We start from the raw sequence: 25201 nt of genomic DNA, 5'->3' as shown, positions 1-25201 counted from the left end.
GGGCATGCCCGGAGAGCTGCTGCGGACCGATGTCGGCGACCTGACCTTCGACGTGCGCGTCGACGGACCCGAGGACGGCCGGCCGGTGCTGCTGCTGCACGGCTTCCCGCAGACCTCGGCGTCCTGGGCCGCGGTGACGCCGCTGCTCGCCCAGGCGGGGCTGCGCACCTACGCGCCCGACCAGCTGGGCTACTCCCCCGGCGCGCGCCCGGACGAGGTCGAGGCGTACGCCATGCCGAACCTCGCGCAGGTGACGGCGGACCTCATGACCGCGCTGGAGATCCCGGTCGCCGACGTGGTGGGCCACGACTGGGGTGCCAACGTCGCGTGGACGCTGGCCGCCTGGCACAGCGACCGGGTGCGATCGCTGACGGCGGTGTCGGTGCCGCACCCGGCCGCGTACACCGCGGCCTTCCGGGTCGACCCGGAGCAGAAGGAGCGCTCGGCCTACATCCGGTTGTTCTGGCAGCCGGGCAAGGCCGAGGAGGTGCTGCTCGCCGACGACGGCCGCCGGCTGCGCCGGATGCTCCTGGGTGCCGAGGGCGAGACGGGCGTCTCCCCGGAGGCCGCCGACGAGTACGTCGCCGTGCTGTCGGCGCCGGGCGCGCTGACCGCGGCGCTCAACTGGTACCGGGCGATGAGCTCCGACATCCGGGTGGACAAGGTCGAGGTGCCGACCACCTACGTGTGGAGCGACGGCGACGTCGCCATCGGCCGCACGGCCGCGCAGGCGTGCGAGGAGTTCGTCACCGGCGACTACCGGTTCGTGGAGCTGCCGGGCGTGACGCACTGGGTGCCCGAGCAGGCGCCCGAGCAGCTGGCCGCGGCGATCCTGGACCGCGTCGCCTCGTCGTGAGCGCGCTGCGGGCTCCGGTGGCCGAGGACGCCGGAGCCCGGTGCGAGCTGTTCGACGACCCCGTGGTCATGCGGCTGTCCTGAGTGCGCTCGCCGGCGACATGTCGACTCGTCGACGAGCCGACGTGTCGGCACCGGCTCGACCCGCCGCTCGGGAGCCGGCCGCCCGGCGGAGCTGCACCCGCACGTCGTCCGCTCGCCCTGCGCGGTCGAGCGCGGACCGGTCCTTGGCGGGGACGGAGGGCCGGCGCCCGCGCCCGGTCTCGTCGCCACCGTGCGCCCGGGTGAGCTCCGGTGCCCCCGGCACGTTCCCGCGGGAACGTGCCGGGGGCGTCGTGCCGTCATCCCCCGGAAGGCACCACCGGGGAAAGGACCTCACCGGCATGGTCGGGCGACGGACACGCGCGAACCTCGCACCACCCCTCGGCGTCACGACCGGGTGTCGACGCCGGTCGGCGGCGACCCAGCGGCCTCCGGTCCGCGGCGTGCGGCGCTTCCTCGGCACGGCAGCCGCGGCGCTGGCCCTGGCGCTGCTGGCCGGCTGCACGGACTCACCGGGCGCGGAGTCCGGCAGCGCGGACGGCGGTGCCGGCGGGGGCGCGGTCGCTCCCGTGCCTGCGATGCCGGGGGACCCCGGGAGTGCGCCGGGCGACCCCCTGGAGACCGATTCCGACCGGCAGGTGGTGAGCACCGCGAGCGCGTCCCTGGCAGTCGAGGACCCGGCCGAGGGCGCCCAGCAGGTGAGCGAGCTGGTGGAGTCCGTCGACGGGCGGGTCGAGGAGCGCACCGAGCAGAAGGCGTCCGGAGACGGCACCCGGGGCGCCGTCGCCGAACTGGTGGTCCGGGTACCGGCGTCCGAGCTCACCGGTGTGCTGGCCGAACTCGAGGACCTCGGCGACGTCACGGACGTGTCGGTGTCCCACTCCGACGTCACGACGACGGTGGTCGACCTGGACGCGCGGATCTCGGCGCTGCAGACCTCCGTGGCGCGGCTGCAGGCCCTGATGGAGGGCGCGGCCGACACCGCGGCCCTGCTGGCCGCCGAGAAGGCCCTCGCCGAGCGGCAGGAGGAGCTGGAGTCGCTGCTGTCCCGACGCGCACTGCTGGCCGACCGGGTGGAGCTGTCGACGCTCCGCGTGCACCTGGAGCCGTTCGGTGTGGCGCCGCCCGGTGGGCCCGACGGCTTCCTCGACGGGCTGGGCACCGGGTGGCGGGCCCTGGCCTCGACCGCGGGGTCGGTCGTCGTCGTCCTCGGCGTCCTCCTGCCGTGGGTGGCCGTCGCCGCGCTCGTGGCCGGCGCGGCCCTCGTGCCGCTCCGCCGGGCGCGGCGGCGAGCGCCCGCGGCGTCCTCGCCGCCCCCGGCTCCGCCGCAGGGCTGACGGTCTCCCCCTCCACGAGAGGCGGGGACGGGTCAGACCGTCCCCGTGACCAGGGCCAGCAGGCCGACCTCGTCGAGCAGGTCGACGGGGCGGATCGTCTCCTTGGCGGCCACGTGGTGGAAGCCGGCGCTGACGCGTTCGACCGGCACCCCGGTCAGCCGTGACCAGCCCAGCCGGTAGGCCGCCAGCTGCACGCCCACGGCGGCGAGCTCACTTCCCGTCGGCGGCGGACCGGTCTTCCAGTCGATGACCTCGTAGCCGCCGTCCTCGCCCTGGAACACCGCGTCGATCCGGCCCCGCAGGGTGATCGGCCCCAACGGCGTCTCGAACGGCACCTCCACCTCGACGGGCTGGCGATCGGCCCACTCGCTGGCGAGGAACGCCTCGCGCAGCTCCTCGAGGGCGTCGTCGGGCGCGGCGAGCTCGTCACCGGAGCCGGGCAGCTCGTCGAGGTCCACCAGCCGCGCAGCACCGAACCGCTCCTCCAGCCAGGCGTGGAACGCGGTGCCGCGACGGGCCTGCGGCGCGGGGGCGGCCGGCATGGGGCGGCGCAGCCGGCGGGCCAGCTCGGCCGGGTTGCGGCGGAGCGTGACCAGCGCCGATACCGACAGGTGCGAGGGCAGCGGCACGTCGACGGTCGGGCTCTCCTGCCGCGCCCGCTCGCGCAGCAGCAGGTCGGCGTCGCGCACCCAGTGCCCGAGGAGCTCGTCCTCCGCGCCGAGCGACCGCTCGGGATCCAGCGGGTGCGGCGCGGCGCCCTCGACCAGGTGCGCGGCGGCGGTGAGCGCCCGCCGGCGCGGTTCGGAGAGCGGGTCGGCCGGCCAGACCCCGACCGGCCACTCCTCCAGCGCAGGGTTGGTCGCGCCGTCCTCGGGCGCCGGCGCCCAGTGCACGACCGCGCCGGCACCCGCCTCGCACGCCTCCTTGGCGGTGTGCAGCAGCGACGACGGCCCGCACGGCTTCACGCCGTCGCGCCACCAGCTGCCCGAGCACAGCAGCAGCCGCTTCGCCCGGGTGACGGCCACGTAGCCGAGCCGGATCTCCTCGTCCCGGCCGAAGTCCTTCCAGTCCTGGACGTAGTCCTCCAGCGCGTCGCGCACCGCCGCCTGGTCACCGGAACCGGGCACCGGCAACCGCAACCGGGGCAGCTCCTCCCGGTCGGTGAGCCGGAGGTCGACCGGGACCGCGCCCGGGTCCTTGATCCAGGAGTCGCTGGCGTTGGTGCGCGCCGGGAACTGGTCGGCGGTCATGCCGGGCACGGCGACGACGTCCCACTCCAGCCCCTTGGCCGAGTGCCCGGTGAGCAGCTGCACCGCCTCCGGGTTGACCGCCACCTCCCCGGGCTCCAGGCCGCGCTCCCGCTCCTCCGCGTCGCGCAGATAGCCCAGGAACGCCGGCAGCGAGGGCAGCTCGGCCAGCTCGGTGAACTCCGCCGCGACACCGTGCAGCGCATCCAGGTGGGCTCGGGCCCCGGCCGGGCTGATCCCCGGCGCGCTGGCCAGCTCGGTCTCCAGGCCGAGCGTGCGGGCCACCTCGTCGACCAGGTCGGGCAGCGATTCCCCGATCCGGGCGCGCAGGTGGGCGAGCTCGCCACCCAGCCGGCGCAGCCGCCGGTAGCCCGCGGGCGAGTACTGCCCGGCGTCGCCGAGGTCGTCGAGCGCCTCGACGATGCTCCCGCGCTCCTGCGGCACCTCGACGGCCGCGGCCTCCTCGCCCTCGGCCGGGCGGGCCGACCGGCGCGCGTGCACGAGGGCGCGGGCGCGGGCCTCGAGCGCGGCGAGGTCGCGCGGGCCGATCCGCCAGCGGGCACCGGTGAGCAGACGGCCCATCGCGTCCCCGGCCGTCGGGTCGACCAGCACGGTGAGGGTCGCGACGACGTCGGAGACCTCGGGCACCTCCAGCAGGCCGCCCAGCCCCACGACTTCGACCGGCAGCCCGCGCTCCCGGAGCGCTGCGGCGATGCCCGGCAGCTGCTTGCGGGTGCGCACCAGCACCGCCATCGACGGCGGGCGGTGCGCCTCGCCGTCCCGCGCCGGCACGGCCGCGTCCTCGCCCTTCCAGCACGCCGCCAGCCGGTCGGCCAGGGCCGCGGTCTCCTCGGCGACGGTCTCGTACAGGCCGACGGTGACCGAGCCGCGGCCGGCGGTGGGCGCCGGGGCGAGGTCGGGCAGCGGCTGGGCCGGCTCGGGCAGCATCGCCGAGACGGCGTTGGCCACCGCCAGCACCGCCTCGTCGTTGCGCCAGCTGGTGGCCAGCGTCAACCGCTGCGCGGCGCGGTCCGGACGCCCCGGGAAGGTGCGGGCGAAGCGCTCGATCGTGCCGGCGGAGGCCCCGCGCCACCCGTAGATGGACTGCCGCGGATCACCGACGGCGAGCACCGGGTGGCCGCTCGCCCCGCCGAAGAGCGCCTCCAGCATGCGCAGCTGCCCGACGCTGGTGTCCTGGTACTCGTCGAGGAGCACCACCTTCCAGCGGGCGCGCTCGCGCCGGCCGACCTCGGGCGCGGCGACGGCGATGCGGGCGGCGTGGGCGACCTGGTCGGCGTAGTCGATGGAGCCCAGCGAGCGCTTGCGCGCTTCGAACGCCTCCACCAGCGGCAGCAGCGCCACGCGGGCCTTCTGCCGGGCGAGCATCTCGGCGACCGCGGCGTAGGGCCCCTTCTTCCTCGGGGCGTCCGCGTAGCCGGCGATCTGCGCCTCCAATCGCGCCGTCCAGGTGCGCAGGGCCGCGGGGGTCACGTCGTGCTCGCCCATCTCCGCGGCCAGCGCCAGCACGTCCTCGACGGTGGTGAGCAGGGTGAGGGGCACGTCGGCCATGTCGCCGGTCCAGGCCGCGACGACGGTGGCCGCCTGCCCCCAGCACATCGCCGGGCCGAGCACCCCGGCGCCGGGCTCCACCCCGATCCGTAGGCCGTGCTCGGCGACCAGCGCGGCGGCGTAGCCGTGGTAGGTCGAGACCGTGGGCTGGGCGATCGCCAGCCGTTCGCGCAGGTCGTCCTCGGTCTCCGGGTGGCGGGCCAGTGCACCCAGGCGCAGCCGGATGCGCTCGTTGAGCTCGCTGGCGGCCTTGCGGGTGAAGGTGAGGCCCAGGATCGCCTCGGGTTCGACGATCCGGTTGGCCACCAGGTAGGAGACCCGCGCGGCCATCGTCTCGGTCTTGCCCGACCCGGCCCCGGCGACGACCACCAGCGGCCGGTCGGCGGGGGCGGAGACGACGCCGGCCTGCTCGTCGGACGGTGCGTAGGCCAGCCCGCACCGCGCCGCGACCTCGGCGGGCGTGAGCAGCCGGCGCGGCGCCGGCTCCGGCGCGGTGGCCTCGGCCAGGAGCTCGTCGAAGGACAGCTGACCGTCGCTCATCCGGTCACCTGCCGGCCGGGCTCCTGCAGCGGGCAGCTGCGCCGCGCCGGGCAGCGCGAGCAGTGCGAACCGGTGCGCACCTCGAAGGTCGCCCCTCCCATGCCGGTGCCCACCGCCGCGACCAGCTCCCCCGCCCAGGTCGCCTCCAGCGGCACGTCGGCCGGCAGCGGTTCCTGGTGCTGTTCCTTGGCCTTGGCGCCGGTGCCGACCTGCAGCAGCGCGGCCCCTCCGGGGGCGGTGCCGTGCTGCTCGAAGGCACCGGCCGCGACCGCCACCTGGTAGGCCGCGAGCTGCCCGTGCTCCTCGGTGTTCTTCGCCGCGCTCTTCCCGGTCTTCAGGTCGACGACCACGAGGCGGCCCTCGGCATCGCGCTCGAGCCGGTCGACCTGGCCGCGGATGCGCGCCCGCCCCACGACCACGTCGAAGTCCACCTCCGCGCCGACCAGCTCCCGCGGGTTGGCGGCGTGCCAGCGCAGGAAGCGGTCGAGCATGTCGTGGGCGTGCACCCGCTGCCGCTGGTCGGCCCAGCCGGGCCCGAGGTCGAGCTGGTCGAGCTCGGCGTCGAGCACGGGGCGGGCGTCGGTCGCCGGCAGCCCCTCGGCCACCTGCTGGGCCACCGCGTGGACCGCCGAACCCACGGTGCGGGTGGCGTCGGGCGAGGCCTCGGCGCCGACCGCGCCGAGCACCCAGCGCAGCGGGCACCGCTGGAAGGTCTCGATGGCCGACGGGCGCACCCGCACCGGCAGCTCCTCGTCGACCAGCGGGGCGTCGTCCGAGAGCGGCGCCAGCCCCCACCAGCGCGCGGGCGCCGCACCCGGGACGCCCTCGTCGGCCAGCCGGCGCAGCAGCGCCGCGGCGGCGGAGCGCCGGGCCGGCGGGGTGTGCGGGTCGGTGACCGCCCGGCGCAGCTCGGCGACCAGCGCGGGCAGGGTGAGCGCTCGCGGCAGCTCGGTGAGCGGGCGCCCCTCGGGCGACCGCGGGGACACCAGGTCGAGGAACCGGGACGCCGACGCGCCGGCGTCGGCGCCGTCGAGAGCGCCCTCGACGGCGGTCACCACCAGCCGCCGCCGAGCCCGGGTGCAGGCGACGTAGAACAGCCGCCGCTCCTCGGCCAGGGCCAGGGCGCGGCGGTCGGTCGAGGCGCCGTCGATGCCCGCCGCCTTCTCCACGAGCAGCTCGGCGCCCAGCAGCGAGGCGCGCTCCCGCAGGTCCGGCCAGAGGCCCTCCTGCACCCCCGCGACGCAGACCAGGTCCCACTCCAGGCCCTTGGCGGCGTGGGCGGTGAGCAACCGGACCGTCTCGCCGGCGACCGCCCGGGCGGCACCGGTGTCGCCCGGCAGCTCCTGGGCGGAGAGGTGCTCGACGAACGCCCGCACGTCGGCCGACGGCAGCCGGTCGACGAAGCCGGCGGCGGCGTCGAACAGGGCCACGACCGCATCGAGGTCGCGGTCGGCCACCGCGCCCGACGGCCCGCCGGCGGCGCTCGCCCGGGCCCAGCGCGTGGCCAGGCCGCTGCGCTGCCACATGGCCCACAGCACGTCCTCCGCGGTGCCGTCCTGGGCGAGCGCGAACCGCCCCGCATCCAGCACGGCCGCCACCCGGGCGGCCGGGCGGGCGACGTGCTCGGGCAGCGCCTCCAGCAGTGCCGCGTCGGTGAGCGCGGCGGCGAGCGGGGCGCCGCGCTCCGCGGCGTCGATCCCCTGCTTGGCCAGCGCCGTGCGGACGGCGCGGCGGAGCCGCCGCAGGTCGAGCACGGTCGCCCCACCCAGGGCGGAGGAGAGCAGCGCCTCGGCGCCCGGCTCGTCCAGGCCGGCGGGCGCGCCGTCCGGGCCGGGCAGCAGCGCCGCCAGCACCCGCAGGAACGGGGCCACGGCGGGCTGGGCGGCCAGCGGGAGCTCGTCGGTCGAGACGGCGACCGGCACCCCGGCCGAGGCCAGGGCACGCCGGAACGGCCCGAGCACCGCCGCCGTGCGCACGACGACGGCCATCTCCGACCACGGGACGGCGTCGAGCAGGTGGGCCCGGCGCAGCACGTCGGCGACGTAGGCCGCCTCGACCGCGGCCGAACCGAAGACGTGCACCTCCGCCTCGCCGGGCGGCGTCCCCTCCCCCGCGGCCAGGCGGCGGTGCTCCCAGGGGCCGGGGAGCCCCTCGGCCACCTGCCGGCTGATCCGCAGCAGCTCCTCGCCCGAGCGGCGGCAGACGCCCAGCGACACCCGCCCGGCGGCGCGCCCGCCGGTGTGCCGGAACCGCTCGGGGAACTCGACGATGCCCCGCGGCTCGGCACCGCGGAACGCGTAGATGGACTGGTCGGGGTCACCGACGGCGACCAGGTTCCCCCCGCCCCCGGCCAGCAGCTCCAGCAGCTCGACCTGCGCGGGGTCGGTGTCCTGGTACTCGTCGACGAACAGCCAGCGGGCGCGCTCGCGCTCCTGGCGGAGCAGCTCGGGGTCGCCGGTGAGCTCCAGGATGGCCTGGCGGACCAGCTCCGCGGGGTCGTAGCCGGAGGCGTCGCCCCGGGACGCGACCCAGAAGTCGCTGACGTTCTCGTACTGCTGCTGGAACGCGGCCGCGTGCACCCAGTGCTCGCGGCCGGTCTCCCGGCCCCAGACGGCCAGGCGCTCGGCGTCGACCCCCCGCTCGGTCGCCCGCAGCAGCAGCTCGCGCAGCTCTGCCCGGAAGCCCTCCGTGCCCAGCGCCGGGGCGAGGTCGTCGGGCCACCGGACGGTGCCCACCCCCTCGGCGTCACCCCGCAGCAGCTCGGCGACGACGGCGTCCTGCTCCGCGGAGGTGAGCAGCCGGGGCGGCGGGTCCCCCCGCAGCACGGCGGCGCGCCGGAGCACCCCGTAGGCGTAGGAGTGGAAGGTGCGGGCCAGCGGCTCGCGGATGGTGCGGGCCACCCGGGAGGTGATCCGGGTGCGCAGCTCGGCGGCGGCCTTGCGGCTGAAGGTCAGCACCAGGATCTGCTCGGGGTCGACGCCGGCGTCGATGCGCGTCGCGACGGCCTCGACGATCGTCGTCGTCTTGCCCGTGCCGGGGCCGGCGAGCACCAGCAGCGGCCCGCCCGGGTGGTCGACGACGGCCCGCTGCGTGGGGTCGAGCACCGGCGCGCTGCTGCGCGGCGGCTCCCCCGGCAGCAACCGGTAGACCGGACCGCCCTCACCCCCGTGCTGTGCCACTCCTCGATGGAAGCACGGGGGTACGACGATCCGGGGACGGGCGGGGCGGGTGGAGCGGGTGGGTCAGGCCAGGGAGTCCAGCAGGGACTGCTCGAGCATCAGGTCGGCCGCGGTGGTCAGCCAGCCGGCCACCAGGAGCAGCGGCCAGGCCTGCTCCCGGTCCAGCGACGCGGTCCCGGCGACCAGTCCCGCCTGGGCCACTGCCCTGCACGCCATGGTGTTCATGCCCATGTGGTCGGCAGCCGGGGGCCGGAACTGGAGTCATCCGCCGGAGAGCTGCCAGGGTTCGGCGGCGATCCGGTCGGCCTCCGACCGAGAGAGGGTGCCCACGGCCACCAGCCGGTCGAGCACGTGGGCCTGCCGGGCCGCCGCCCGCTCGGGGTGCACGAACGGGTCGTACGCGCTGGGCCCCTGCACCAGCCCGACCAGCACCGTGGCCTGCGCCCAGTCCAGCTCGTCGGGGGCCAGCCCGAAGTAGCCCTCGGCCGCCGCCTGCACCCCGTAGAACCCGTGGCCGAAGTACACGGCGTCCAGGTACATGCGCAGGAGCTGCTCGTCGGTCCACGCCCGGTCGAGCTTGACGGCCAGCACCACGGAACGGGCCCTGGCGCCGGCGTCGGTCGCGCCGTCCTCGTACAGGACCCGGGCCAGCTGGTGCTGGATCGTCGAACCGCCCAGGTCCCGGCCGACGACCACCCCGAGCGGCGCCCGCAGCGCGCCGCGCCAGTCGATCCCGGGGTGCGAGCCGAACCGGCTGTCCTCGGTGGCCAGCAGCGCCGCGGCGATCCGCGGTGGCACCTCCCCGGTCGTCGTCGGGGTGCCGCCGTGCTCCGCCAACCGTTCGGCCACCCGCTGCTCGGCGTCGGCCACGTCGGGGGTCACCGCCCAGCCGACGGCGAACGCCGCGCAGAGCAGGACGAGCACGCCGGCCACCAGGCGGACGCCGGCGCGCAGGATGCGGGCGCCGCGGGACCGGACGGGTCGGGACCTCGCCGCATCGGAGGGCGGGGGCTGCTGCCGCGTCGGGAACGTCACCGGGTCAGCTCACCGTGCGGCCCGGTCGGCGCGCATCGCCCCGGAGGGCGATCCCGCACGGTCCGGCGGTCATCCCGGAGGAGGAGGCCGCCGGTCACCGGTCGGGCCAGCCGACGGCCACCAGGTCCACCTTCCCGTTGCGCACCGGCACCCCCTCGCCGGCCAGCAGCTCCAGCTGGCGGGCGCGCACCGGCTCGGCGGCCGAGCCGTCGGCACGCACCACGCGGTACCAGGGCACCGCTCCCCCGCCCGAGCTCAGCGCCCGCGCCACCCTGCGCGGCCCGACGCCCACGAGCCGGCCGATGGCGCCGTAGGTGCTGACCCGCCCGGGCGGGATCTGCTCCACCACGTCGAAGACGGCTTCGTCGACGTCGAGCGCGGCATCGGTCACGCGCCCATCGTGGTACGCCGGGCGACGGCTCAGAAGTCCTTGCGCCCGAAGCGGGCCAGCAACCTGGTCTGCGGCGGCGCCGCCGGGGAGACGTCCAGCGGCGGGTCGAACAGCCCGGGCACGCCGCCCTCCGGGAGCCGTTCGGCGTAGACCAGGGCCGCGGTCACCAGCTCGCCGTCCAGCTCGGTGTCCCCGCCCGTGGCCCGGGCGAGGTCCCACGCGTGCACGGTGAGGTCGGTGGTCATCTCGAAGATGTACTCGGCGCTGGGCGTGGGGCCGCGGGAGAGGTGCACCGTCCGGACGAGCCCCTCGTCCTCGGCGAACGCCGACAGCGCGGCGTCGGCCGCGGACTCCCAGCCCAGCAGCGGGTCGTCGCCCAGGAGGTCGGTGGTGTCGTCGGGGAACCGGCCCTCGATCACGTCGTAGGGCTCACCGGCGAGCAGCGGCGGCACCCACAGCGCCTCGTTCACCAGGTGCGCGACCAGGTCCCCCACCGTCCACCCCGGCAGGGACTCCTCCTCCCACTGGTCCGGCGCCACGGCGTCGACCCGGTCGGTGAACTGGTTCTGGGCACGCTGGAAGAGTTCCAGGAGCTCGACGGGCGAGAAGTCGGACATGGGAGCAGTGAACATGCCGAGGGCCCGGCCCGCCTCTCCTGGGGAGAGGCCGACCGGGCCCCGGTGAGGTGCTGGAACGGCCCCGTGGTGAGGGCCTGGAACGGCCCCCCTCGCAGGGTCCCGGCCCGAGCGGAGCGAGGGTCGGGGGGCGAGGGGGTCCTTTCAGTAGGTCGGCAACGCCTTGTCGATGCGCGTGGCCCACGCCGTGACGCCACCCTGGACGTGCACGGCGTCCTTGAACCCGGCGTTCTTGACGGCGGCCAGCGCCTCGGCCGAGCGCACACCCGTCTTGCAGTGGATGACGATCGGCTTGTCCTGCGGCAGCTGCGCCAGCGCCCGGCCGGAGAGGATCTCGTCCTTGGGGATCAGCTTCGCGCCCGGGATCGAGACGATCTCGTACTCGTTGGGCTCCCGGACGTCGATCAGCTCGAAGTCCTTGCCGGCGTCCATCATGTCCTTGAGCTCGTCGACGGTGATCGTCGAGCCGGCGGCCGCCTCCTGGGCCTCCTCCGACACCACGCCGCAGAACGCCTCGTAATCGATCAGCCCGGTGATCGGCTCACCCTCGGGGTCCTTGCGCACCTTGATCGTGCGGAAGGTCATCTCCAGGGCGTCGTAGACCATCAGGCGACCCAGCAGCGTGTCGCCGATGCCGGTGATCAGCTTGACCGCCTCGGTGGCCTGGATGGCGCCGACGGTCGCGCACAGGACGCCGAGCACGCCGCCCTCGGCGCACGACGGCACCATCCCGGGCGGCGGCGGCACGGGGTAGAGGTCGCGGTAGTTGGGTCCGTGCTCGTTCCAGAAGACCGAGACCTGGCCGTCGAACCGGTAGATCGAGCCCCAGACGTAGGGCTTGCCCAGCAGCACGCACGCGTCGTTGACCAGGTAGCGCGTGGCGAAGTTGTCGGTGCCGTCGACGATCAGGTCGTACTGGCTGAAGATGTCCAGCACGTTGTCGCTGTCCAGCCGCGTCTCGTGCAGCCGGACGTCGATCAGCGGGTTGATCTCCTTGATGGAGTCGCGCGCGCTCTCGGCCTTGGACCGGCCGACGTCGGACTGCCCGTGGATGATCTGGCGCTGCAGGTTGGACTCGTCGACGGTGTCGAACTCGACGATGCCGAGCGTGCCGACGCCCGCGGCGGCCAGGTACATGAGCACCGGCGAGCCGAGCCCGCCCGCGCCCACGGCGAGCACCTTGGCGTTCTTGAGTCGCTTCTGCCCGTCCATCCCGACGTCGGGGATGATCAGGTGGCGGCTGTAGCGGCGGACCTCGTCGATCGACAGGTCGGCGGCCGGCTCCACCAGCGGTGGCAGGGACACGGGTTGCTCCTCGGGTCTTCTCGACTGCGGCCCCGGAGGACCAGCGTTCACGCGGACAACAGCGTGACACGCAGGGTGATTCCCGCGGTCCTCGGCCGGCTGCCGCGGCGGGACCGACCCGCTGTCCTCCCCCGCCGCAGCGCGTCCTCCCTCACCGCAAACCGTGCGGGAGGACGCTCGATGATCAGGTCACCTGATCCCAGCGGAGGCCGTCAGGGGAAGGGCCAGGCGTTCCGGACGCACCCCTGCAGGTCCAGGGTCTGCTGCTGCATCACCGGGGCGAGCTCCCCGGGCCCGGGGCACCGCACGTGGCCGTTGCCGAGCACGTGCCCCACCTCGTGGTTGACCACGTACCGCCGGTAGGTGGCGATGTCCCCCTCGTAGTGCGGGACGGCGGTCGCCCACCGGGCCAGGTTGATCACGGCCCGGTCGCCGTACCGGCACGAGGTGTAGCCGCCGGTGCCCACGCCCGGGCAGTAGGTCTCCATGCTGCCGGGGCTGACCAGGCTCACCCGGAAGTCGAACGCCGCGCCGACGCCCACCCGCTGGAACGAGTGGCGCCCGCCGTTCCCCCAGGACCGCGGGTCGCCGAGCGTCGCCGTGACCGCGTCGGCGAACGCCGCGCCGTCCACGCCGATGCCGTCCTCGACCTCGACGATGAGCCGCTGCAGCGGACCGGTGCCGTACACCTCCGAGCCGCCGTCGACGACCGAGAGGCTGCCCGCCCCCTGCTGCACGTACTCCTCCGCCACCGCTTCCGGCGGAGCCGTCTCCGGCGGGCCGGCATCCCCCTCGGCGGGGGTCACCGGCTCGGCCGGTGGGGAGGGCGCCGGGGCGGAGGTCCCGACCGCGGGGGCGGAGGTGGTCACCGCGGCGGGGGCGGCGGGCGTCGCGCCCGGGGGGTGCAGCACGAGGTCGACGAGGACGGCGACCGTGGCCAGCGCCAGGACGGGGATCGCGTAGGCCCGCCACCCGTGGCGCCGCACGAACCGGCGCAGCCGGCCCCGCAGGCCCGCGGGCGGCTGCGGCCGACCGCGTGCGGGGAGCGGGCCGGGACGGGCCACGGGACGACCGTCGGTCAGACGTCCTCCCACCGGCCGCCTCCCCGCTCGCTCGCTCCGTCCCCCGGTGCGCTCAGCGTCTCACGCTGCGTGGCGCGCCGGCGACAGCCGGCGGGTCCGCCACGCCCCGCCCGGCGGTTCGGCCCTCGACCAGCCCGAGCACCGCCCGCGCCGTCGGCTCCGCGGCCTCCAGCATGGCGACGTGCCCGACGTCGTCGAGGAGCAGGAGCCGACCGTCCGGCACGGTCGCGGCCAGGCGCGGCGCGAGGGCGGGGTCGACGAGCCGGTCGCGCCCACCCCAGACCACGAGGACCGGCATCCGCAGCTCCCGCGCCGCCCGCCAGGCGTTGGCCGGGCCGAGCCGCAGGTAGGAGGTGATCAGCCCGCGCATGCTGCGGGCCAGGGCTCGGTCCGCCCAGGGCTGCTGCCCCCGTTCGTGCATCTCCTGGACCGCCTGCTCCACGCGCTCGGGCGGCACCGCGGCCGGGTTGCCGAAGCACATCCGCACCATCGACCGGACGCTCTCCTCCGGGGAGACGGCGGCCAGGCGGCGCTCCGCGAGGGTCGGCACCCCCGGGACGAGCAGCAGCAGCAGCGCCCGGCTGAACGCCGGCGGTACCCGGTACACGGGCATCGCCGGGGAGATCAGCGTCAGCGTCGCCACGAGGTCGGGGCGCAGCGCGGCGACGAGCAGGCTCACCAGACCGCCGAGGGAGTTGCCCACCAGGTGCACCGGGCCCCCCGCGCCTGCGCCCGGCTGGGCCGCGACGTGCTCGAGGACGTCGACGACGGCGCGCACGTGGCTGCGGATGGAGTACCGCCCGCGCGCCGGCGGCCGTGACCGGCCGAACCCGGGCAGGTCGACCGCCCAGCCGTCGAACCGCACCGCGAGCAGGGCCGCGAGGTCGGTCCAGTTCGTGGAGGCGCCGCCCAGGCCGTGGACGTACAGCGCTCGCTCGCGGGGCGCGTCCGCCGGCGGCCCGTCCTCGACGGGGCCCCGCCACGGCGTGCGCCGCACGAAGACCGCCCCGCCGCGGACCGGGACCTCCTGGCCCGGCCACGGCGGCACCGCGGTCGTCGACGACGGCAGCGGGATCGGGGAGAGCGCGGCCTCGGACATCACCTGCGACGGTAACGCTGCGTGCCGTCGGTCGAGCCCTCCGGGAGCCGCCGGTACCATCCCCCCTGCCATGCAGCCCTCACGCCCCGCCGCGGCCAACCGGCGCACGTCCCGACTGCCGCGCGGCGCGCGTCGCCTGCAGCTGCTGCGCGCGGCCCAGGAGGTCTTCGTCGCGCACGGCTTCCACGCCGCCGCCATGGACGACATCGCCGTCCGGGCCGGGGTCAGCAAACCGGTGCTCTACCAGCACTTCCCGGGCAAGCGGGAGCTGTACCTGGCGCTGCTCGAGGAGCACGTCTCCGAGCTGGCCGACCGGGTGGGCGAGGCGATGGGCCGCACCGCCGACAACCGGGCCCGGGTCGACGCCGCCGTCGGCGCCTACTTCGACTTCATCGACGCCGACGGCGAGGCCTTCCGCCTGGTCTTCGAGTCCGACCTGCGCAACGACGACGACGTGCGCGCCGTCGTCGACCGCGGCACGGCGGTGTGCGTCGAGGCCATCGCGGGCGTCATCGCCGCCGACACCGGGGCCGACCCGGAACGCGCACTGCTGCTGGCCTCGGGGTTGTCGGGGCTGGCCGAGAGCAGCGCCCGCTGGTGGCTGCCGCGGAAGGGCACCGTCTCCCGCGACGAGGCGGTCTCGCTCATGTCCGCGCTGGCCTGGCGGGGCATCTCCGGCTTCCCCCGCGTCGACGGCGAGCCGGCCCCGGACTGAGCGTTCGCTGACGGCGCACCGGTTCGGACGGTGCCCGCGACGGCGCCTGGACTAGCGTTGGGGTCAGTCGCGCGAACCGAGGAGGCATCGCCCACGTGGAAGTCAAGATCGGCGTCCAGCACTCGCCCAAGGAGCTGGTCATCGACAGCCCCAAGACCCCTGACGAGATCGCGGCCGAGGTGGCCAAGGCCATGTCGGGCTCGACCAAGGACGGCCTGCTCACCCTGGTCGACGAGCGGGGCCGCCAGGTCCTGGTACCCGTCGACCGGATCGCCTACGTGGAGATCGCGCAGGCCGACCAGCGCCGCGTGGGCTTCATCGCCGGCACCGGCAGCTGACCGCAGCCGGCCACGAGCAGCACCTGAGCGAAGGGGGCGTCTCCGCTGCGGCGGAGCCGCCCCCTTCTGCATGGTCGTGCCGAGTGGGGCCCGGAGGGTCCCGCGCAGGCCCGACGGACGCGCTCGGCGCACCAGGGGGACGGCACGTGGCCGCGGTGCCGGCCGGAGGCCGACGAGGTGATCGCTTCAGGGGTTCAGGCCGAGGGTCTTCATCCGTGCCGTGTGGGCGCTGGTGATGCGCTCGATGAGCCGGCCGATCCCCGACAGGTCGCCGGTGCCGGACACGATCAGCTCGGCGAGCCGGTCGTGCTCGGCGATCACCGCCTGCGACCGGGTCATCGCCTCCCCCACGAGGCGGCGGCCCCACAGCGCCAGCCGGCCGGCGACCTTGCGGTCGGCGGCGATCGCCGACCGCACCTCGCGGACGGCGAAGTCCGCGTAGCCGGTGTCGGCGAGCACGTCGAGCACCAGCCCGCGGTCGGGCTCGGGCAGGAACCCGGCGATCTCGCGGTAGAAGTCCGCGGCCAGCCCGTCACCGACGTAGGCCTTCACCAGCCCCTCGAGCCACGTGCTGGGGCGGGTGCTCTCGTGGAAGGTGTCCAGCGCCGAGACGAACGGCGCCATGGCCGTCGCAGGGTCGACGCCCAGCTCCTCCAGCCGCGCGGTGAGCCGGAAGTGGTGCGCGATCTCGGCGGCGGCCATCCGCGCGAGCGCCGCCCGGCCGGTGAGCGACGGCGCCATCCGGGCGTCCTCGGCCAGCCGGTCGAACGCCGTCAGCTCGGCGTAGGCGAGCACCCCCAGCAGGTCGGCGACCGCCGTGTTCTGGACCGGTGGCACGGCATCTCCTGGGCTCGGCGACGGTGGTGCCGCGCGCCCCGGACGAGTGACGCACCCGACACCGGGGAGCGCGGCGCCGAGAGGCTAACCGGTGCTCGCGCTAGCATGGGAATCGGCGAGCCTCCGGGCGCGCTCGTAGATCTGTGCGCTGACGATCGCTGGACGACGCCCCCCGGGCTGTCTCCCGGGCCGTGGCGAGGTCCGGTTCCGCTGGCCGCGTCGGCGCAGGAACCGATCCCGCGACAACCGACCCGGGACGGGCGCGAGGCGGCGACACCGCTGCCGCAGCCGGTCCCCAGCAGACCAGAGGCGAGAGTTTGACCTCCATCGAGAAGACCTCCACCGAGACCACCGCTCCCGAGCTGGAGCACGCCGAGACCGGCGCGCCCGCTCCCGAGGAGCTCGAGCAGGCCGTCGAGGAGCTCGGCGGCGCACCCGTCGCCGCCGACAGCCCGCTGTTCAGCGACTTCGACGTGCACCCCGACATCGTCGCCGCGCTGGCCGAGGTGGGCATCCACCGCACCTTCGCCATCCAGGAGCTCACGCTCCCGCTGGCGCTCACCGGCAACGACCTCATCGGCCAGGCGCGCACCGGTACGGGCAAGACCCTCGGCTTCGGCGTCCCGCTGCTGCAGCGGGTCACCCCGCCGGCCGAGGGCGGCGACGGGGTGCCGCAGGCGCTGGTCGTCGTCCCCACCCGCGAGCTGTGCGTGCAGGTCGCCCGCGACCTGGCCGCCGCCGGCGCCAAGCGCGGCATCCGCGTGGAGGCGATCTACGGCGGCCGCGCGTTCGAGCCGCAGATCGAGTCGCTCCGCAACGGTGTCGAGGTCGTCGTCGGCACGCCCGGTCGCCTCCTCGACCTGGCCCAGCGGGGCGACCTGATCCTGGGCAAGGTCCGCGTCCTCGTGCTGGACGAGGCCGACGAGATGCTCGACCTGGGCTTCCTGCCCGACATCGAGCGGATCCTCGCGATGGTTCCGGAGAAGCGGCAGACGATGCTGTTCTCCGCCACCATGCCGGGCCCGATCGTGACCCTGTCGCGGACGTTCATGACCCAGCCGACGCACATCCGCGCGCACGGCAACGACGAGGGCTCGACGGTCCCGCAGACCACCCAGTTCATCTACCGGGCGCACAACCTGGACAAGCCCGAGCTGCTCTCCCGCGTGCTGCAGGCCCGCGACCGCGGCCTGGTCATGGTCTTCTGCCGCACCAAGCGCACCGCGCAGAAGGTCGCCGACGAGCTCGTCGACCGCGGCTTCGCCGCCGCCGCCGTGCACGGCGACCTCGGGCAGGGTGCCCGTGAGCAGGCGCTGCGCGCCTTCCGCAGCGGCAAGGTCGACGTGCTGGTCGCGACCGACGTCGCCGCCCGCGGCATCGACGTCACCGGCGTGAGCCACGTCGTGAACTACCAGTGCCCGGAGGACGAGAAGACCTACGTGCACCGCATCGGCCGCACCGGCCGCGCCGGATCCACCGGTGTCGCGGTCACCCTGGTGGACTGGGACGACATCCCCCGGTGGCAGCTGATCAACAAGGCGCTGGACCTCGACTTCGCCGACCCGCCGGAGACCTACTCGACCTCGCCGTGGGTCTACACCGACCTCGACGTCCCCGAGGGCGCCAAGGGCCGGCTGCCGCGCTCGCAGCGGACCCGCGAGGGGCTGGACGCGGAGGTGCTCGAGGACCTCGGTGAGACCGGCAAGCGGAACCGCCCGGCGGGCCGCGGCGACTCGCGCGGCCCGGCGCAGCGCCAGGAGACCGGCGACGAGCAGTCCGCGGGCGGCGGCAAGAGCCGTCCGCGGCGCCGCACCCGCCGCAGCGGGGAGCCGGCGGCCGCCGCCGACGACGCCCCGGCGGCGGAGGGCGCCGCACCGGGCGGAGCGACCCCGGCGGCCTCCGCCGAGGGCGGGAGCGCCAGGCCGCGCCGCCGTCGCCGCCGCGGCGGTGCCGGACGCGGCAGCTCGGGCACGAACGGCTCCGGCGCGCAGAGCTCGGGCGCCGGCTCCGACACCTGATGACGGACCACCCTCCTCCCCACGCCTCGCACTCCCGGCGCGGGCCCCTGGAGGGTGGCCGTTCCCGCACCGTCGGCATGCCGCCGCTGCGGGTGTGGGTCTGGACGGCGGCCGCGGTCGTGCTGGCCGTCGTCGCCGCGCTGCTCTGGCGCGGTTCGGACGCGGCCGCCACGTCCAGCAGCACCGCGCCCCCGGCCGGTACCCCCACCGGGGTGCCGGCCGGCACCGTCTCCGAGGTGTGGTCCGCCGAGGGCGACCCGGTGCCCGGGGACGTCGTCGCGGAGGGCCGCGTGCTGGTCGGCTCACCGCACGGCGTGCGGGGCCTGGACCCCGCGAGCGGCGTGGAGGCCTGGCACTACACGCGGGCCAACGCCTGGCTCTGCGGGCTCACGGTGACCGACGGCCTCGCGGTCGCGGTCTTCCGCACCGAGGACCGGTGCGACGAGGCGGTCGCCCTGGACGCCGGCACCGGGGTCCGCGCGTGGACCCGGAACGTGAACTTCCGGCCGGAGATCACCCTCTCATCCACCGACCGCATCGTGCTGGCCCACAGCAGCACGGGGATCGTCACGCTCGACCCCACCGCCGGCGGCATCCGCTGGCGGCATGCGCCGCCGGCGGGCTGCCGGCTGCTCCAGTCCGCGGCCGGCGACGCAGGGGTGGCGGTGCTGCAGCAGTGCGCCGGTTCCGCCACCGCCCAGGTGGAGCTGCTGGACGGGTTCGACGGCGACCGGCACTGGATCCGTGACCTGCCGGTGCCCGACGGCGAGACGACCGAGCTGGTGGGCGCGGACCTGCTCGTCACGGTGCGCCTGGGCGACGAGGTGCAGCTGCTCTCCGCCACCGACGGCTCGCTGCTCACCACCCTGGCCGCCGGCCCCGGGCCGGCGGTGCGGGCGTCGGCCACCGACACCGCGGTGCTGGTCTCCGCGGCGGGCACGCTCACGGCGCTCGACCCGGAGTCCGCACGACCGTTGTGGACCGTCCCCGCCACGGGTGTGCCCGGGGGGACGACCGCGGACGGCGCCACGACGCTGCCCGTCCCGGCGTCCGACGGGATCGTCCACCGCGACGCCGGCACCGGCGCCGAGCTCAGCCGGTCGGCGGCGAGCGACCTGCCTGAGGGGGCGGTGGCCACCGTCGTCGGCCCCGCAGTGGTCCTCGCGCTGCCCGGCGAGGTCCGCGGCTACCGCTGAGGCCGCCCCTGCCGCGGCACGCCGGCCGTGCGGGGGGTTCACTGGGGAACATGGTCCTGCCCGGCGGCCCCGATGCCCGACCCGTGTCCCTCGCCATCGCCCCCGACGACCTCCGCCAGCTCGCGCAGCACGACGCGGCCGCGCGCACCTTCCCCGGCGGCGCCGGGCCGCTGGCCGCCCTGGACACCGGGGGCACCGCCGCCCGCGGCACCGTGCTCATGGTGGCCGGCTACACGGGCAGCAAGGAGGACTTCGCCCCGCTGCTGCGCCCGCTCGCCGCGACCGGGTACCGGGTGGTGGCGCTCGACCAGCGGGGGCAGTACGAGTCACCCGGCCCGGAGGACCCGGCCCAGTACTCGGTGGCCGCCCTCGGCGCCGACGTCGTCGCGGTGGCGCAGGTGCTCCGGGAGCAGTCCGGTGTGCCCCTCCACCTGGTGGGGCACAGCTTCGGCGGGCTGGTGACCCGGGCCGCGGTCCTCGCCGAACCGGGCCTGTTCACCACGTTCACCCTGCTCGGCTCGGGGCCCTCCCGCCTCACCGGACGCCGCGCCGAGCTCCTCGACCACCTCGGCCCCCTGCTCGACGCCGGGGGCGTGCCGCTGGTCCACGAGACGCTGGAGCAGCTGGCGATGACCGACCCCAAGGCCCAGGCCGTGCCGGCGCCGACCCGGGAGTTCTACTCGCGCCGCTTCCTGCGCAACTCCGCCGCCGGGCTGCGGGGCATGGCCGACGCCATGCTGGCCGAACCCGACCGGGTGGCCGAGCTGAAGGAGACCGGTGTGCCGGTCCTGGTGGCGCACGGGGAGGCCGACGACGCCTGGCTGCCGCACGTCCAGGCCGACATGGCCCGCCGGCTGGGCGCCCGGCACGAGGTCATCGACAACGCGATCCACTCCCCCGCCGTGGAGAACCCGCCACGCACCCTCGAGGTGCTCTGCGACTTCTGGTCGAGCGCCGAGGTGCGGTCGTGAGCCGGCTGGCGCCGCTGCCCTCGCCCGACGGCTGGACCGAGGAGGAGGACCGGCTCGGCTTCTTCGGCCCCGGCAGCGTGACCTGGCGGATCCACAGCGACCCGGCCTACCACGTCGGCGCCATGGGGGCGTTGATGCTCCAGGCCCTGCACCCGGTGGCCATGGACGGCGTCGCGCGCAACTCCGCGGGCTTCAAGGACGACTGGTGGATGCGGATGACCCGCACCGGTCAGTACATGGAGACGGTCGTCTTCGGCCCCCGCTCCGAGGCCCGCCGGATGGCCGCCCGGGTGCGGGGCTACCACCGGAAGCTGTCCGGCGTCGAGGAGACGACCGGCCGCGCGTACCGGGTCGACGACCCGGACCTGCTCCTGTGGGTGCACACCTGCGCCGTCGCGTCGATCCTGACGACGGCGCGCCGGGCGGGCGTGACGCTGTCGGACGACGAGGCCGACCGGTACGTGACCGAGCAGGTGGCCTTCGCGCACCTCGTGGGGGTGCCGCTGGAGACGGTGCCGAGGTCGGTGGCCGAGCTGGACGCGTACTTCGAGGGCATCCGGCCCTCGCTGGCCGCCACCCCGGCGGCCGTGAAGGGCATCCGGGACCTCTTCCTCCCGCCGATGCCCGGGTGGCTGCAGGTGCTGACGCCGGCGAGGCCGGTGTGGGGCACCCTGGCGGCGCTCTGCTTCGCGCTGCTGCCTGCCTGGGCCCGGCAGCTGTACTCCCTGCCGGGCCTGGCGCTGACCGATGCCGCGGCGACCGCCGGGCTCCGGGCTTTCCGGGCCGCGTTCCTGGCGCTGCCCGACCGGGCGTACCGGTCACCGATCGTGCGCGCCGGGTTCGCCCGCTCAGCCGTGGCCTCGACCACCTGAAGGTGAGCCCCGCTGCCCCCGCAGCGGGGCCGTTCCATCACGTCCCGTCGTCGTCCTCGGGGAGGAAGCTCCAGGGCTCCCGGGCGGGGCCGGCGGCCTGCCCCGCCGGGCAGCTGGGCCGGAAGTCGCACCACCCGCACTGCGTGCCCGGGACCGCCGGGAAGGCGACGTCGGGGTCCTGCCCCGCGGCCACCGCCTCGCTCGCCACCTGGATGTCGATGGCGACGTCCTCGGCCCGCCGGGCGTGGTTGGCCAGCGACCGCTCGGTGTGCTCGAAGGCGGCGACGGTGCCGGTGGGCACGTGGTGCAGCTCGACCCGGGTGCACGGCCGGCGGAGCGTGCGGCGGACGGCGAGGACGTAGAGCGCCAGCGCCTGGGAACCGCGCGCCTCGTCGTCGGTGCTCGGCGTCCGGCCGGTCTTGTAGTCGACGACGACGAGCTCCTCACCGCGTTCGTCGATGCGGTCGACCCGGCCCGAGAGCGTCATCCGCTCGGTCATCGTGCTGACCGTCCGCTCCCGGGCGCGGGGCTCCTCGGTCGGGTCGACCCCGGCGAGGTAGTCGGTGAGCCAGCCGGCCGCCCGCGCCCGCCAGCGGTCGGACTGCTCGTCGTCGCGGAACCCCGCCGGGCTCCAGGCCGCGAGGAGCAGCTGGCGCGCGGCCCCGGGCGTGCGGCGCTCGACGGGCAGGTCCCACCACGAGGAAAGCACCTGGTGCAGCGCCGTCCCGACCGAGTGGTGGGCGAACCGCGGGCCGCGAGGCGGGCTCGGCCGGTCCACGTTGGCGAACCGGTAGCGCCGGGGGCAGTCGGAGAAGTCGGCCAGCGACCTCGGGCTCGCGCGCAGCAGCCGGCGGGGCATGCCGGGCAGGACGCCCTGACCGCCGTCGGTGGGGTTGCGCATGCCGGTCACGGTAGCCGCGGGGGGTGACGCTCCGGGCTCAGTCCCGCCACGGCGCGGTGCCGGTGCCCGCCGCCAGCAGCCGCTCGAACTGCGCCGGGTCGGTCGTGCACGCGCCGAGCGGTGTCGCCTTGTTGGCGCCGTGGTGGTCGCTGGAGCCGGTGACGATCAGGTCGAGGTCGGCGGCCAGCCCGCGCAGGTGGGCGCGCTGCTCGGCGGTGTGGTCGGGGTGGTCGACCTCCAGGCCCAGCAGCCCGGCTGCGGCCATGGCGGCGATGGCGTCGTCCCCGACCACCCGGCCGCGCGCGGTGGCCAGCCCGTGGGCGAACACCGGCACACCCCCGGCCGCCCGCACCAGGGCGATCCCCTCGCGGACGTCGGTGTCGGCCTTGCCGACGTAGTAGGAGCTGCCGTGGTGCAGCAGCCCGGCGAACGCCTCCTCGACGGTGGCGACGACGCCGGCGCGGATCAGCGCCCGCGCCACGTGCGGCCGGCCGATCACCCCGCCGCCGGCGTGGGCGACGATCTCCGCCCAGGCCACCGGGTACCCGTCGGCGGCCAGCGCCGCGACGATCCGCTCCGCGCGGCCGAGGCGCTCGTCGCGCAGCCGGGCCCGCTCCGCCGCGAACGCCGGGTGGAAGGGGTCGAACAGGTAGCCGAGGAGGTGCACGCTGATCGGCGGCTGGTCGGAGGGGAACCAGCGGCAGGACATCTCGATGCCGGGGACGACGGTCAACCCCGCCGGCCGCCCCGCCTCCGCCGCCGCCCAGCCTGCCGTCGTGTCGTGGTCGGTGAGCGCCACGACGTCGAGCCCCGCGGCGCGCGCGGCGGCCAGCAGCGCGGCGGGGTCGTCGGTGCCGTCGGACGCCGAGGAGTGGGTGTGCAGGTCGATCCGCATCAGCGGTCAGCCTGCCGCACACGGGCGGGCGCCACCCGGGGGGCGGCGGTCACGGCTCTCGCGGCGGGAGCTGCGGGATGGGTTCGGTGTCCCGCCGTCCGCCGGTGGCGATCGGCCCGCCCGGTGGCGGCGACTCCGGGTTGCCCTCGTCGTCCCCGGCGCCGGCGCTGCCCCAGTCGCTGCCGAACAGCAGGCCGCTGACCTCGCGGTAGAGGTCGCCGGCGCGCGGCAGGAAGGTGATCTCCGACAGCCCCTGCTGCTGCCCGGCGGACTCGAAGCGGAAGGTGCCGTAGCCCAGCAGCTGGCCGAAGAAGGTCTCCTTCCACGTCAGGTCGGTGATCCGGCGCAGCGGCAGCAGCGTGACCGTGCGGACGATCACGCCCGAGGTGAGCAGCACCCGCCGCCGGCTCACGATGAAGTGCCGCATCCACCACTCACCGACCCGCATGGCGTAGGTGGCCAGCGCGACCAGGACCACGAGCATCCCGACGGTGCTGGTCACCCGGTTCTCCGGGTCCAGCACGAGCAGCCAGCCGCCGACGAGGAGGACCGGCAGGACCTTGAGGGTGGGGACGATGAGCACCGCCCAGTGCCGGCGGGTGACCACCACCGCGTCCTCGTCGTCGAGCAGGTACTTCCGGACGTCCTTGGCGGCCCTGGTCGGGAGCCCGGCAGGATCGGCCACCGGCTCAGACGAGCGAGCCGACGAACTGGGCGAGCGACGACGCCGCGTCGCCGAGCGCCTCACCGGCGCTGCGGACGATCTCGGCGGAGGACTCCGGCGCCTGGATCACGTAGAAGAGCACGAAGGCGACGACCACCCAGGTGAGGACCTTCTTGAGGTTCACCGCCACCTCCGTGGTGTGGATGAGGCAGCCCCGGACGCCGGGCCTGCACGGGAGCCGCCGGGCGCGGCGGACGCGTTCGTCCCATGAGTAACACAGGCCCCACGGCCCACCGGTCCGACGCGCCGATCATGGGCGGCCGGGTCGGTTCCGCGACGCGGGTCAGCGGCCGGGCAGCAGGTGCTCCCCCACCGGCCCCAGCGGCAGGTCGGGGTAGATCCGTTCGCGCAGGTCGAGCAGCCGCAGCTGCTCGACCAGGAGCCAGGCGGCGCTCATCGGCCACATCACCAGCCACAGCCAGACCCCGTAGGCCTCCCCCACGAACGCCGCGCGGTCCTCGCTCGTCGGCACCGCCCACAGCGGGGCGTGCTGGCCGGCGGCCTCGACGTCGACCGAGCTCGGCCCGGAGATCACGTCTCCCGGGTCGAGCCCCGGGAGGCCGGCGTAGCCGCAGCCGACGCCGGTACCGGGCTCCTCGGCCACGAGGACGAGCTCGGCGGCGCCCCCGAGAGGGGCCGGTCCGGCACAGTCGACGACGATCGCCCGGGCGCCCGGCTCACCGCCCCAGGCCAGCCCGGTCACCGCCCAGCCCGGCGGCACCGGGTCCGGGACCCACGCCGGCACCCGTGCGTCGGCGGTGACGGCGGCGATCGCGTCGTGGGCGACCAGGGCGGTGTGGTGCAGCGGCGTGACCGCGCCGTGCAGGTGGCACCAGGCGTGCGCCTCGGATCCGTGGCGGACGACCACTGGCTCACCGCAGCGCGGGCAGACCGGCGTCGCACTCATCGGGGAACACGGTCGCGGGAGCGGCCCCGATCGTCAAGCGCAGCGGTGCTGCCGGCCGCGGCCGGCGTGCGTAGCCTCCAGGGGTGACCGCCGCCGAGCCGCCCGCGGTGCCGTGCGTCGGCGCCGTCGTGCACGACGCGGAGCGCCGCCTGCTGCTGGTGCGCCGGGGCAACGAGCCGGGGCGGGGCCTGTGGTCGCTGCCCGGTGGCCGGGTCGAGCCGGGCGAGACCGTCGACCAGGCCGTCGAGCGGGAGGTCCGCGAGGAGACCGGGCTGCGGGTGCGCGCCGGGGCGGAGGTAGGCCGGATCCGCATCGCCGGCGGCGCGGTCGTCTACGACGTCGTCGACGTCGCGTGCGCCCTGCTGGAGCCCGGGGCGCAGCCGGTCGCCGGGGACGACGCGCTCGACGTCGTCTTCGCGGACGCGGCGACGATCGCCGCCCTGCGGTGCACGCCCCGGCTCGTGGAGACCCTGCGGGAGTGGGGCGTGCTGCCGGGCTGACCGGCAGCACG

The 25201-nt window shown here is 76.0% G+C and carries 24 protein-coding genes; 9 read left to right on the top strand and 15 right to left on the bottom strand.

Translation table 11 applies throughout. The features are described 5' to 3' along the window. Window positions 1-4: 4 nt before the first annotated feature. Entirely contained in the window at window positions 5-856 is an 852-nt protein-coding gene (locus tag ACI79S_RS17595; protein WP_456594736.1) for an alpha/beta fold hydrolase, read from the top strand. 484 nt (window positions 857-1340) lie between these two features. Beyond that, a complete protein-coding gene (locus ACI79S_RS17590) occupies window positions 1341-2234 on the top strand; it encodes a DUF4349 domain-containing protein (RefSeq protein WP_456594735.1) in 894 nt (297 codons plus the stop codon). A 32-nt stretch (window positions 2235-2266) separates the two neighbouring features. Here the strand turns inward: ACI79S_RS17590 and ACI79S_RS17585 are convergent, their stop codons facing one another. The 9 genes from ACI79S_RS17585 to ACI79S_RS17545 form a co-directional block, all read right to left on the bottom strand. After that, window positions 2267-5590, bottom strand: a complete 3324-nt coding sequence (locus ACI79S_RS17585; protein ID WP_456594734.1) for an ATP-dependent helicase — start codon at window positions 5588-5590, stop codon at window positions 2267-2269. Further along, window positions 5587-8769, bottom strand: coding sequence for an ATP-dependent helicase (locus ACI79S_RS17580; RefSeq protein WP_456594733.1), 3183 nt, complete (start codon window positions 8767-8769; stop codon window positions 5587-5589). The genes ACI79S_RS17585 and ACI79S_RS17580 overlap by 4 nt, the downstream gene beginning before the upstream one ends. A 63-nt stretch (window positions 8770-8832) precedes the next feature. Beyond that, the gene (locus ACI79S_RS17575) at window positions 8833-8994 is read right to left on the bottom strand and encodes a hypothetical protein (protein ID WP_456594732.1); all 162 of its coding nucleotides are present in this window, start codon (window positions 8992-8994) and stop codon (window positions 8833-8835) included. Between the two features lie 36 nt (window positions 8995-9030). Further along, window positions 9031-9804 (bottom strand): transglycosylase domain-containing protein, encoded by a 774-nt coding sequence (locus ACI79S_RS17570; protein WP_456594731.1) that lies wholly within the window; start codon window positions 9802-9804, stop codon window positions 9031-9033. 94 nt (window positions 9805-9898) lie between these two features. Then, window positions 9899-10195, bottom strand: a complete 297-nt coding sequence (locus ACI79S_RS17565) for an MGMT family protein (RefSeq protein WP_456594730.1) — start codon at window positions 10193-10195, stop codon at window positions 9899-9901. A gap of 29 nt (window positions 10196-10224) precedes the next feature. Beyond that, entirely contained in the window at window positions 10225-10812 is a 588-nt protein-coding gene (locus tag ACI79S_RS17560) for a TIGR03086 family metal-binding protein (RefSeq protein WP_456594729.1), read from the bottom strand. A 162-nt stretch (window positions 10813-10974) separates the two neighbouring features. Continuing rightward, window positions 10975-12135 (bottom strand): adenylyltransferase/sulfurtransferase MoeZ, encoded by a 1161-nt coding sequence (gene moeZ, locus ACI79S_RS17555; protein ID WP_456594728.1) that lies wholly within the window; start codon window positions 12133-12135, stop codon window positions 10975-10977. 212 nt (window positions 12136-12347) lie between these two features. Then, a complete protein-coding gene (locus ACI79S_RS17550; protein ID WP_456594727.1) occupies window positions 12348-13199 on the bottom strand; it encodes a DUF3152 domain-containing protein in 852 nt (283 codons plus the stop codon). A gap of 70 nt (window positions 13200-13269) precedes the next feature. Beyond that, window positions 13270-14316, bottom strand: a complete 1047-nt coding sequence (locus ACI79S_RS17545) for an alpha/beta fold hydrolase (RefSeq protein ID WP_456594726.1) — start codon at window positions 14314-14316, stop codon at window positions 13270-13272. A 70-nt stretch (window positions 14317-14386) separates the two neighbouring features. On the opposite strand from ACI79S_RS17545, the gene ACI79S_RS17540 reads away from it, so the two are divergent. Together ACI79S_RS17540 and ACI79S_RS17535 are read left to right on the top strand one after the other, a co-directional pair. Then, on the top strand, window positions 14387-15031 hold the full coding sequence (locus tag ACI79S_RS17540; protein WP_456594725.1) for a TetR/AcrR family transcriptional regulator: 645 nt from the start codon (window positions 14387-14389) through the stop codon (window positions 15029-15031). Between the two features lie 95 nt (window positions 15032-15126). Further along, a complete protein-coding gene (locus ACI79S_RS17535) occupies window positions 15127-15369 on the top strand; it encodes a DUF3107 domain-containing protein (RefSeq protein ID WP_456594724.1) in 243 nt (80 codons plus the stop codon). A 186-nt stretch (window positions 15370-15555) separates the two neighbouring features. On the opposite strand, the gene ACI79S_RS17530 is transcribed toward ACI79S_RS17535, so the two are convergent. Beyond that, a complete protein-coding gene (locus ACI79S_RS17530; RefSeq protein ID WP_456594723.1) occupies window positions 15556-16206 on the bottom strand; it encodes a ferritin-like fold-containing protein in 651 nt (216 codons plus the stop codon). A 317-nt stretch (window positions 16207-16523) separates the two neighbouring features. Between ACI79S_RS17530 and ACI79S_RS17525 the strand changes: the two genes are divergently transcribed. The 4 genes from ACI79S_RS17525 to ACI79S_RS17510 all read left to right on the top strand — a co-directional run bounded on the left by ACI79S_RS17525 (window position 16524) and on the right by ACI79S_RS17510 (window position 21263). Further along, window positions 16524-18224: a DEAD/DEAH box helicase gene (locus ACI79S_RS17525; protein ID WP_456594722.1), complete on the top strand. Its 1701-nt coding sequence runs from the start codon at window positions 16524-16526 to the stop codon at window positions 18222-18224. A 77-nt stretch (window positions 18225-18301) separates the two neighbouring features. Further along, window positions 18302-19420 carry an outer membrane protein assembly factor BamB family protein gene (locus ACI79S_RS17520; RefSeq protein ID WP_456594721.1) on the top strand — a complete coding sequence of 373 codons (1119 nt, stop codon included), beginning with the start codon at window positions 18302-18304 and terminating at the stop codon, window positions 19418-19420. A 50-nt stretch (window positions 19421-19470) separates the two neighbouring features. Continuing rightward, a complete protein-coding gene (locus ACI79S_RS17515; protein WP_456594720.1) occupies window positions 19471-20391 on the top strand; it encodes an alpha/beta fold hydrolase in 921 nt (306 codons plus the stop codon). Then, window positions 20388-21263, top strand: coding sequence for an oxygenase MpaB family protein (locus ACI79S_RS17510; protein ID WP_456594719.1), 876 nt, complete (start codon window positions 20388-20390; stop codon window positions 21261-21263). The genes ACI79S_RS17515 and ACI79S_RS17510 overlap by 4 nt, the downstream gene beginning before the upstream one ends. Window positions 21264-21300: 37 nt before the next feature. Here the strand turns inward: ACI79S_RS17510 and ACI79S_RS17505 are convergent, their stop codons facing one another. From ACI79S_RS17505 to ACI79S_RS17485, 5 genes are all read right to left on the bottom strand, one after another. Continuing rightward, a complete protein-coding gene (locus ACI79S_RS17505) occupies window positions 21301-22164 on the bottom strand; it encodes a RecB family exonuclease (protein ID WP_456594718.1) in 864 nt (287 codons plus the stop codon). 37 nt (window positions 22165-22201) lie between these two features. Beyond that, window positions 22202-23059 (bottom strand): PHP domain-containing protein, encoded by an 858-nt coding sequence (locus ACI79S_RS17500; protein WP_456594717.1) that lies wholly within the window; start codon window positions 23057-23059, stop codon window positions 22202-22204. Between the two features lie 49 nt (window positions 23060-23108). Next, complete coding sequence (locus ACI79S_RS17495; RefSeq protein ID WP_456594716.1) at window positions 23109-23744, bottom strand: PH domain-containing protein; 636 nt, start codon at window positions 23742-23744, stop codon at window positions 23109-23111. A gap of 4 nt (window positions 23745-23748) precedes the next feature. After that, a complete protein-coding gene (locus ACI79S_RS17490; RefSeq protein WP_456594715.1) occupies window positions 23749-23907 on the bottom strand; it encodes a hypothetical protein in 159 nt (52 codons plus the stop codon). A 159-nt stretch (window positions 23908-24066) separates the two neighbouring features. Beyond that, window positions 24067-24690, bottom strand: coding sequence for a DUF6758 family protein (locus ACI79S_RS17485; RefSeq protein ID WP_456594714.1), 624 nt, complete (start codon window positions 24688-24690; stop codon window positions 24067-24069). 83 nt (window positions 24691-24773) lie between these two features. Between ACI79S_RS17485 and ACI79S_RS17480 the strand changes: the two genes are divergently transcribed. Then, complete coding sequence (locus tag ACI79S_RS17480; protein WP_456594713.1) at window positions 24774-25190, top strand: NUDIX domain-containing protein; 417 nt, start codon at window positions 24774-24776, stop codon at window positions 25188-25190. The last annotated feature ends 11 nt before the right edge of the window (window positions 25191-25201 follow it).

This window comes from Blastococcus sp. SYSU DS1024 (genome assembly GCF_054050795.1).
The sequence above is the reverse complement of the archived record's forward strand: the minus strand, read 5'-3'. Positions and strand labels throughout refer to the sequence as shown.